At 38.4% G+C, this 8,541-nt stretch carries 10 protein-coding genes; 2 read left to right on the top strand and 8 right to left on the bottom strand.

Going from position 1 to position 8,541, the window contains the following annotated elements; all coding sequences use genetic code 11:
- Nucleotides 1-90 precede the first annotated feature (90 nt).
- Nucleotides 91-600: a DinB family protein gene (locus NL42_RS13965; protein ID WP_461313183.1), complete on the bottom strand. Its 510-nt coding sequence runs from the start codon at nucleotides 598-600 to the stop codon at nucleotides 91-93.
- Nucleotides 601-927: 327 nt separating this feature from the next.
- Nucleotides 928-2,496 carry a glutamine-hydrolyzing GMP synthase gene (guaA, locus tag NL42_RS13960; protein ID WP_461313182.1) on the bottom strand — a complete coding sequence of 523 codons (1,569 nt, stop codon included), beginning with the start codon at nucleotides 2,494-2,496 and terminating at the stop codon, nucleotides 928-930.
- 385 nt (nucleotides 2,497-2,881) lie between these two features.
- Here guaA and NL42_RS13955 point away from each other — a divergent pair, with 385 nt between their 5' ends.
- Nucleotides 2,882-4,099, top strand: a complete 1,218-nt coding sequence (locus NL42_RS13955; protein WP_204389012.1) for a DUF445 domain-containing protein — start codon at nucleotides 2,882-2,884, stop codon at nucleotides 4,097-4,099.
- Nucleotides 4,100-4,166: 67 nt separating this feature from the next.
- On the opposite strand, the gene NL42_RS13950 is transcribed toward NL42_RS13955, so the two are convergent.
- A complete protein-coding gene (locus NL42_RS13950) occupies nucleotides 4,167-4,604 on the bottom strand; it encodes a DoxX family protein (RefSeq protein ID WP_003655588.1) in 438 nt (145 codons plus the stop codon).
- 194 nt (nucleotides 4,605-4,798) lie between these two features.
- On the opposite strand from NL42_RS13950, the gene NL42_RS13945 reads away from it, so the two are divergent.
- Complete coding sequence (locus tag NL42_RS13945; protein ID WP_016139598.1) at nucleotides 4,799-5,446, top strand: DedA family protein; 648 nt, start codon at nucleotides 4,799-4,801, stop codon at nucleotides 5,444-5,446.
- On the opposite strand, the gene NL42_RS13940 is transcribed toward NL42_RS13945, so the two are convergent.
- The 5 genes from NL42_RS13940 to NL42_RS13920 form a co-directional block, all read right to left on the bottom strand.
- Entirely contained in the window at nucleotides 5,447-6,037 is a 591-nt protein-coding gene (locus tag NL42_RS13940) for a LysE family translocator (RefSeq protein ID WP_016139599.1), read from the bottom strand. It abuts the gene before it with no gap.
- A gap of 214 nt (nucleotides 6,038-6,251) precedes the next feature.
- Nucleotides 6,252-6,638: a hypothetical protein gene (locus NL42_RS13935; protein ID WP_004795328.1), complete on the bottom strand. Its 387-nt coding sequence runs from the start codon at nucleotides 6,636-6,638 to the stop codon at nucleotides 6,252-6,254.
- 10 nt (nucleotides 6,639-6,648) lie between these two features.
- Complete coding sequence (locus NL42_RS13930) at nucleotides 6,649-7,491, bottom strand: ParA family protein (protein ID WP_016139600.1); 843 nt, start codon at nucleotides 7,489-7,491, stop codon at nucleotides 6,649-6,651.
- Between the two features lie 77 nt (nucleotides 7,492-7,568).
- Nucleotides 7,569-7,961 carry a SirB2 family protein gene (locus NL42_RS13925; protein WP_461313181.1) on the bottom strand — a complete coding sequence of 131 codons (393 nt, stop codon included), beginning with the start codon at nucleotides 7,959-7,961 and terminating at the stop codon, nucleotides 7,569-7,571.
- An 11-nt stretch (nucleotides 7,962-7,972) separates the two neighbouring features.
- The gene (locus tag NL42_RS13920; protein WP_461313180.1) at nucleotides 7,973-8,281 is read right to left on the bottom strand and encodes a BolA family protein; all 309 of its coding nucleotides are present in this window, start codon (nucleotides 8,279-8,281) and stop codon (nucleotides 7,973-7,975) included.
- Nucleotides 8,282-8,541 lie beyond the last annotated feature (260 nt).

Below are 8,541 nucleotides of genomic sequence, written 5' to 3'. Positions count from 1 at the left end.
CGAATGCCACCTTTATTCTTTTACAGAACCCCAATAAATGCATAACCACATGAAAAATAATAGTTTTAAATTAAGACATTTACCATTATGTTAAATGTGATGATTTTCTTCGATTAGCATATATACCAAATCAAGCTCAGGACAATCATATCCCATTGAGGTTAGGGCTGCGGTGACTTGCCCTCTGTGATGAGTTCCATGATTAAAAACATGTAATAGTGTTTCAGCATATGGCAGGCTCATCTCTTTACCAGTAGATGTTTTGTACAGTAGATCGTATTTAAATTTTTCAATATCAACACATTTTAAAAAACTTATCCAATTACCAGCCTTATCTTCTAACTGAAATATCAACTTATCTTTATCATTTTCTATGATGGTATTTAGCTTTAATATCGGTGAAGGTTTACCTAAAAAACGAGGAAACCAAAGATAGTGCTCACCAACAAGTAAATGATTTAAAGTTCCGGCGATACTTTTGAAATAAAGTCCGCATTCAGCATTAAAGTCGTCATTAGAAACATTCCTCAAAACCTGATTTAATTTTTGAGTAGACCAAACGTTGTATCGAGCTAATAATTCAAAAGTATTTAAATCCATTAATAAAGAACCTGTTATTAATTTGCCTAAAATTAACATAACACGGCTTATATGAAATTAAGTTAACGCCTTTAGTAAAAATCAAATATTTAAAACTTTCACTTCATTGTAAAACAGCAAAAAGCCGACTTTTCCAAGTCGGCTTTTTATTAATTCATTCTAGAAACTTTTCTACCGCGAGCATTTTGCACTTTACTTAAAACAATGTTTTAAGTTCGTTCATGGCATAAATTTAGCTAAAAGCTACTGCTTTTAGAAAACCCTCTGCCGCGAGCATAGCTCTTGGCGTAAAATCGGCAAAATGCATTGTATTTTGAAACTCCGATTCTACTCCCATTCAATCGTTGCTGGTGGTTTAGATGACACGTCATATACAACACGTGAAACATCTTTAATTTCATTCATAATACGCGTTGAGATTTTATCAACCAATTCGTAGGGTAAATGTGCGAAACGAGCTGTCATAAAGTCAACTGTTTCAACTGCGCGAAGTGCAATAACCCATGCATAACGACGGCCATCACCTACTACACCAACTGACTTAACAGGTTGGAACACGGCAAATGCTTGAGCTGTTTTGTCATACCAGCCGCTGTCGCGAAGCTCTTGCATAAAGATGTCATCAGCAAGACGAAGAATATCTGCATATTCTTTTTTCACTTCACCCAAAATACGAACGCCTAAACCTGGGCCCGGGAATGGATGACGGTAAATCATGCTGTGTGGCAAGCCAAGTGTTGTACCTAATTTACGAACTTCATCTTTAAACAAGTCACGTAAAGGTTCAACTAACTCAAACTCTAAATCGTCTGGTAAGCCACCCACGTTGTGGTGAGATTTAATAACGTGTGCTTTACCTTGTTTGCTTGCAGCAGATTCGATCACGTCTGGATAAATCGTACCTTGTGCCAAGAATTTCACGCCATCAAGTTTACGTGCTTCTTCGGCAAAAACTGCAATAAACTCACGACCAATGATTTTACGTTTTTTCTCTGGATCAACTTCACCAGCCAATGCAGTTAAGAAACGTTGTTCAGCATCTGCACGAATTACACGGATTCCCATGTTTTCAGCAAACATTTGCATCACTTGGTCACCTTCGTTTAAACGAAGTAAACCGTTGTCAACAAATACGCATGTTAACTGGTCGCCAATTGCTTTGTGTAAAAGCGCAGCAACTACAGATGAGTCAACACCACCAGAAAGACCTAAAAGAACTTTTTCATCACCAATTTGTTTACGTAACTGTTCTACACGTAAGTCGATGATGTGTTCAGGTGTCCAAAGGCCACCACATCCACAAATTTTGTGAACAAAATTTGCAATTAATTCTTCACCTTTTGCCGTGTGCGTTACTTCTGGGTGGAATTGCACACCATAGAAACGGCGTGTTTCATCACTTACAGCAGCAACTGGACAACTTGGCGTGCTTGCAGTAATGCTAAAACCTTCTGGAATCTGGCTTACTTTGTCGCCATGGCTCATCCAGACATGAAGTTGGTCTTCACGGTCTTGTAAGTTGCCAATCAATTGGTCACGTTTAACGATATCAACTTCGGCATAACCAAACTCATGTACAGTACCCGGCTCAACTTTACCGCCTAACTGTTCAGACATGGTTTGCAAACCATAGCAAATACCCAATACTGGAACACCCAACTCAAACACCACTTGTGGTGCACGTGGGCTGCCTTCTTCATGCACACTCTCAGGTCCACCTGACAAAATAATGCCATTTGGCTTAAAAGCACGAACGTCTTCTTCAGACATATCAAAAGCATACATTTCAGAGTAAACACCGGCTTCACGTACACGACGTGCAATGAGCTGGCTATATTGAGAGCCGAAATCCAGAATCAGGATACGATCTTCAGTAATTTGAGTATTGGTAGTCATGACAAACCACTAAATGGCAAAAGAATTAAGCGCGCCATTTTAACATTTTTCACGCTTCGGCGCACCGCAAATCATCATATATCTTATTTTTTTCATTTTTAAATCATTTCTATTGTTGAATTCTTTGAAAAAAATCAATATTTAACTATATTTATCAATCACCTGGATTAGTCTTGAAAACTTCACACGTATTGATAAATTCATCACATTCTATTCAACATCACCATGAATTTGATGTTAAGATGAGCCGATAAAACAGGCATTACCATGGAACGGTAAATACCATAAGCGATATTTGTCTGTGCTTAAACAATTATCCATTTTTATGGCTTGTTGCCCCCTATCAAAATCAATAGAAATCCAAGGAACAACAATGCTTCAAACTATGATTGCAGATTTCCAGCAACATTTTTGGTTGTATATCTCTATTCCTTTTATGAGTGGTTTAATTGGCTACATCACCAAGGTGATTGCCATTCAGATGATGTTTTCACCACTTGAATTTAAAGGCATTAAACCATTTCTAGGTTGGCAAGGCATCGTGCCTCGTAAAGCCGAGAAAATGGCAACAATTGCTGTTGAGCTCATGACAGCCAAACTCATTAAGCCTGAAGAAATTTTTGCACGCCTAGATCCTAAACGTATTGCCAAAGAAATAGAAAAACCACTGCTTGCCGCAGCTGAAGATATTACCCGTGATGTTGCGCAAGAATATCAGCCGGGGTTATGGGAAGGCATGCCAGAGTTTGCACGTCAAAGACTCATTCGTCGTGTGCAATCAAAAGCACCCGAGATTGTTGAACACATCATGAGTGAAGTGCAACGTGATGTGAACCGATATTTTGATATTAAACATCTTGTTATCAGCAACTTACTCAAAGACAAACGCCTGCTCAACAATATTTTCAAGCGAGTAGGAAAACAAGAATTTAAGTTTTTCAGTAATGTCGGATTTTTCTTCGGTTTCGGTATTGGTGTGATTCAGATGCTATGCTGGATTGTCACGCAAGGCAAATACCCTTGGATGCTGCCAATGTTTGGCGGCTTTGTGGGTTTTTTCAGTGACTGGATTGCATTACAAATGATGTTTAGACCACTTTATCCTAAGAAAATATTGGGTTATACGTGGCAAGGTTTGTTTATTAAACGTCAAAATGAAGTTGCAGCCGACTACGCAGCGTTAATTTCAAAACAACTTTTAACTTCACGCCACATGATGGAAGAGTTATTTTCTGGTACACATTCTGCGCGTGTTATTGATCTGGTTAACCGTCATGTTAAACAAGAAATTGATATGCAAGCAGGCGTTATTCGCCCATTAGTTGTATACGCAATTGGCGGAGAAAAATATCAAGATATGAAATCGCAAGTTGCTGAACGCATTCTGCAACGACTTCCAGAGACTATGAAATACGTAGAATCTTATGCAGAAGATGCTATGAATATTCGTAGTACTTTAATTGAACGCATGCAAAAATTAACACCATCTGAATTTGAAGGTATGTTACGTCCTGCGTTCAAAGAAGATGAGTGGGCACTCATTGCTGTAGGCGCAGTACTTGGTTTTGTTGTTGGGGAATTACAAATTCAGTTCATGCTCTAATTTTACAATCCTAGAAATAAAAAAACCGGATGAGTTGATCATCCGGTTTTTTATTTTGTCTTGAATATTATTTCTCGATTGCATGATCCAAACTAATACGTCCAGCGCCATGAAGCATCAGGAAGAATAAACCACCCGCCATTGCAAGGTTTTTCATAAAATGGATGCCATTGTTATATTGCGCCGCTGCATCAGCACCACCTTGGTGGAATAAAAATGCAGTAAGAATACTAAAGATTCCAAGCCCAAAAGCCGCAAAGCGTGCTTGGAAACCAAACAACAAGGCTAAACCACCACCAAACTCAACCAAGATCACTAAAGGAAGAATTCCCGCTGGAACCCCCATTGCTTCCATATATCCAGCAGTTGCTGCATAACCGGTAATTTTCCCCCAACCTGCAACAAGGAAGATATAGGCGATAAGAAGACGCGCAACGAGGCTAATGAAACTATCTGCGCCTGATTGCGTTACGATATTTTTGACCACTACATTTGGATTAAACATATTGCCACCTTTATTTAAATGCTTATTTATTGATGAACTCATTCTAGGTTTAGGACATTGATAATTAAATAGTCAAAATCCATATATATCGTTGCATAAACGAGATGATCAATTTGTATTTTTTTGATGCTTTATACTGACTTTCTATAGGCTCACTGCTAGGATTTGAGCACGGTTTATCACTTGCTCTTATCATGGAACTTCTTGATTTTATTCTACACGTTGACCAACATCTCGCCGAATTTATTATAAATTACGGGACATGGATTTATGGCATTTTATTTTTAATTATTTTTGTTGAAACCGGTTTAGTGGTTATGCCCTTCTTACCGGGAGATAGTTTGCTATTCGCAGCTGGTGCTTTAGCTGCATCTACAGGTGCGATGGATCCATGGGTATTGGGCACTCTACTCTTCATTGCTGCCGTTTTAGGTGACACTGTAAACTACCATATTGGACGCTTTATTGGTCCACGTGTGTTTGAAATGAATTCTCGATTCATTAATAAACAGCACTTAGTTAAAACTCAAGAATTCTTTGCGCGCCATGGTGGAAAAACCATTATCTTTGCGCGTTTTGTTCCATTTGCCCGTACCTTTGCACCTTTTGTTGCTGGGGCTGGTAGCATGAACTATAAGTTCTTCCTAACTTATAATTTGATTGGAGCACTCTGTTGGGTCGCTTCTTTTGTAACTCTAGGCTACCTATTTGGAAATATGCCAATCGTTAAGGATAACTTTACCCATCTTATTTTCGGCATCATTATTATTAGCGTTTTACCAGGCATCATCGGATTTATACGTGAAAAGCTCAAAAACCGAAAAGCCAATGTTCGAGACTAATTAAAAGAAACGGAAAACCACCGGAAGCATACATAAAATGAGTAACATGGCCGATCCTTTATATAAATGATCGGCTTTTATTTTTTTAATTGGTCCCGCTAACAATGCCCGTCCAAAAATCATCCAGAAGCTTGCCGCCGGAATTAGGATTAATGTAAAGACACCAAATACCATAAGAAAATTTTCAGGCGAATTCCATGCTTCAGCAGGAAAGATACCAGCTGCAAACAGCAAAGCTTTAGGATTCTTCAAAGTTGATAAAAATAATTGACGAGGGCGAATATTGCGGTGACTTTGACTAAACTGTTGTAAATGCGTGTTCTTCCATAAGTGAAAAGCAAGCCAGAATACATAGAACACACTCGTAATATGCAAAATGAGCAGTAGTGCTGGCCAAATTGGAGCTGCTAAATGAATAAATACAGCCCAAAAGCTAATACCGTAGGCATAGCCTAACCATTCCATTGGAATAAGCCAGAATGCTTTAGATAAACCTTGAGAATGAGCAGCGGTTGCAAGTAAAGCATTTGTCGGCCCCGGAATGAGCAAAACAGCCAACATTGCCAATACAAAAAACCAACTCTCAATCATAAAATTTCCACAACATCCAAGATGGGGCCACCTTAAACGAAATAGGCAAAATATAGCAAGTTTGTGAGGGCTTTTGATTATAGAAAATACAGAATTTATTAAGCTTTAAAATTTAAAATGTATTGATTTATATTATTTTTATTATGAAACATTTTGCTAAACTTTATTCATCACAATATGCCTTAATTAGCATATTGTGATGCAAAATCGACTATTAATTCGTCTTTTTTCGAACAATAATCGGGCAATTTTTAAACTGAGCAGCCTGAACTATGGCTTCTTGCTGACCTAAAACACGTGAAAGTTCGGTATTTTTCGTTGAAGAAGATTGTCCCATATTTACAGAGATAGATGGACCGAATCCCCAACCGCCTCGTCCCCAGCCACCACCGAGTCCAAGTCCAACACCCATACCGGTACTTTTCGGAGTTTGTACGCCATTGTCGATATATTGTTGAATACGGTTATATTCACTTTGTAGCTGCTGACAGCCCAAAGATTGATATTGAGTCGGAGACACGTAAGTCGGTTTTACCGTCGTAGCACAAGCGCCTAGCAATAAAGTGGCTGCCACCAAAGGCGCAATATATAAGCCTTTCATCATTTTTCTCTTATCGTTTTGGTTCAATCTCACCAAACAATGTCTCATAAGCTTGAGTCAATTTATGTTCTGGTGCCAAATGAGCCAAAGGTAAATTTTTCTGATGCGATTCTTTCATTAAAACCGAAGGCGGTAACATGCTATTTAGTACAGGCAACCCTTCATCTTTTAACTGCTGAACCACTTCCCGAGGTAATTTTGCTTGAGCTTGAAATTGGTTGACGACAATTCCTTCAATTTCCAAGCGATCATTATGATCATCTTGCGTTTCGAGAACATTTTCAATCAATGTTTGTAACGCGCGCTTTGAAAAGACATCACAATCGAAGGGAATTAAGACTTTATCTGCTGCTATGAGTGCCGATAAAGTAAAAAAGTTAAATGCAGGTGGCGTATCTATATAGATACGATCATATCGTCCAATTAAGTTTTGAATCGAATCACGTAATTTATAAATTTTATGTTTACTTTCAAGTGCATGTTCAAGAGCACCAAGTGTTGGGCTAGCAGGAAGTACGTCTAATTTTGCAAAAGGAGTTGAGTGTACAAAGCTATCAATATCTTTATTTCGTGGGGCTTTTAAAATCGAACCTAATGCATTACCGATTAAACTCTTTTGTTGATTGTTTCCCAACACATCATCAAAGAAATTTTCGATATTTGGTTCTAAAATTGATTTTTCAGCAGAATAGGTTGCGTCATCCCCTAAAAGGTACTGACTAGAGTTGGCTTGAGGATCAAGATCAATGACCAATGTCCTGAAGCCATGTTTGGCACTAATTGCGGCCAAATTTACAGTAATGCTTGATTTCCCTACACCGCCTTTTTGGTTAAACACCACACGAGTTAACATGTTTCCCTCTGCATATTTTTTTTACTGTACGCAGTTTAACCTAGAGCTTAAGCAAAAAGGCAAAGAATGTAGAACAATTAAGCAAAAACAGGCTTCACAATCACTAAAATAATAATAGCAATAAAAGCGATAGCGCTAATGATTAAACCCGCCCTACGTTGCGCTAATAAAAGAGTGTCATCTTTTTTAAAGGCTTTCATCAGGGAAGATAACAAGACTAAAAATAGAATAATTTTAGCGTAAAACCACGGCTGTACCTGAAAGTCTTTCATGACCAATAAAATTGCGCCCGTAATAAAAACTACGGTAAACGACAAATGCTGTAAGGCAACTAATATTTTGCGTCCCGCCGGATTTGGTTGCTCTCCTTGCACGCCCACAAACAAAGTTGAAGCGCGGAAGACAAAAACCATAAGTGCAGCAGCTACCGCAGTCATATGAATAATTTTAGTGAGTAAATGTGCATCCATGAAATTAGCCCTTAGCTTTTAGTTGCATGTGCACATTCTGGGCTAGCAGGTGCCTGACCTTGCCACTCACTTGGTAAATAAGCATGAATTGCTAAAGCGTGAATTTGACCTGGATTCATTAAGTCTGAAGCTAAAGCATAAACTTTTTGATGACGTTGAACCAAACGCAACCCATTAAATTCTTCACTCACTACAATCACTTTAAAATGTGACTCTTTACCTGGAAAATAACCACCATGTCCAGCAGACTCATTGATGACTTCCAAATGGCTGGGTGCAAGGGTTTGTAACCGTTCAATCAATTGTTGTTCAAGACTCATAGCTTTTCCTTTTACGATTATTCGTATATTTGAACCTAGTATACCCTGTCTACACACAAACAAAAGTTGCTCTTGTACGCTTTGGCTTCAAACAAAATGTCTATTTATTCGGCAACTTAACGGTAAAAATATATCTATTTGCTCATTTCTGATTTTATTTTATGCAATCAGCATATTTATTTGCATAAAGTTGTTGACCCATGTTTCGCTTAATGTATTATAAGCGGCACGCGGGAATAGCTCAGTTGGTAGAGCATAAC

The organism is Acinetobacter sp. GN11 (genome assembly GCF_054823985.1).
This window is presented reverse-complemented; position numbering and strand designations above follow the sequence as displayed.

What these genes read in the sequence shown, in the direction of transcription:
- NL42_RS13965 (WP_461313183.1), bottom strand. Translation starts at nt 600, where the DNA reads ATGGATTTAAATACTTTTGAATTATTAGCTCGATACAACGTTTGGTCT.
- guaA (WP_461313182.1), bottom strand. Translation starts at nt 2,496, where the DNA reads ATGACTACCAATACTCAAATTACTGAAGATCGTATCCTGATTCTGGAT.
- NL42_RS13955 (WP_204389012.1), top strand. Translation starts at nt 2,882, where the DNA reads ATGATTGCAGATTTCCAGCAACATTTTTGGTTGTATATCTCTATTCCT.
- NL42_RS13950 (WP_003655588.1), bottom strand. Translation starts at nt 4,604, where the DNA reads ATGTTTAATCCAAATGTAGTGGTCAAAAATATCGTAACGCAATCAGGC.
- NL42_RS13945 (WP_016139598.1), top strand. Translation starts at nt 4,799, where the DNA reads ATGGAACTTCTTGATTTTATTCTACACGTTGACCAACATCTCGCCGAA.
- NL42_RS13940 (WP_016139599.1), bottom strand. Translation starts at nt 6,037, where the DNA reads ATGATTGAGAGTTGGTTTTTTGTATTGGCAATGTTGGCTGTTTTGCTC.
- NL42_RS13935 (WP_004795328.1), bottom strand. Translation starts at nt 6,638, where the DNA reads ATGAAAGGCTTATATATTGCGCCTTTGGTGGCAGCCACTTTATTGCTA.
- NL42_RS13930 (WP_016139600.1), bottom strand. Translation starts at nt 7,491, where the DNA reads ATGTTAACTCGTGTGGTGTTTAACCAAAAAGGCGGTGTAGGGAAATCA.
- NL42_RS13925 (WP_461313181.1), bottom strand. Translation starts at nt 7,961, where the DNA reads ATGGATGCACATTTACTCACTAAAATTATTCATATGACTGCGGTAGCT.
- NL42_RS13920 (WP_461313180.1), bottom strand. Translation starts at nt 8,281, where the DNA reads ATGAGTCTTGAACAACAATTGATTGAACGGTTACAAACCCTTGCACCC.